Source organism: Erwinia sp. PME.40.26/001, from assembly GCF_055556675.1.
In genome coordinates this window covers 1-261 of sequence record NZ_JBVHNP010000251.1, presented here as the reverse complement: position 1 = coordinate 261, position 261 = coordinate 1, and the positions used below count along the sequence as shown (strand labels likewise).

Sequence of the window (261 nt, the reverse complement as noted above, 5' to 3'; positions counted from 1 at the left end):
AACACCCTCGCGCCGAACGCGTGCTGCTCCACCTGAGTGACACGCACCTGCGAGCGGGCGGCGCCCCGCTGTACGACCGCGTCGACTCCGAGGAGCACCTCTCCCAGGCGGTCGTCGCGATCGAGGCATCCGGAATCCGTCCCGACGGTCTCATCTTCACGGGCGACCTCGCCGACTTCGGTGAGGACGACGCGTACGCCCGCGTGCGGGCGATCGTCGAGCCCGCGGCAGCGCGTCTGGGCGCCCCCGTCATCTGGGTCA

At 71.3% G+C, this 261-nt stretch carries 1 pseudogene; it reads left to right on the top strand.

What is annotated here, in order from left to right:
- Positions 1-261, top strand: a pseudogene (locus tag ACZ3HG_RS24065) (hypothetical protein); the annotation flags it as partial.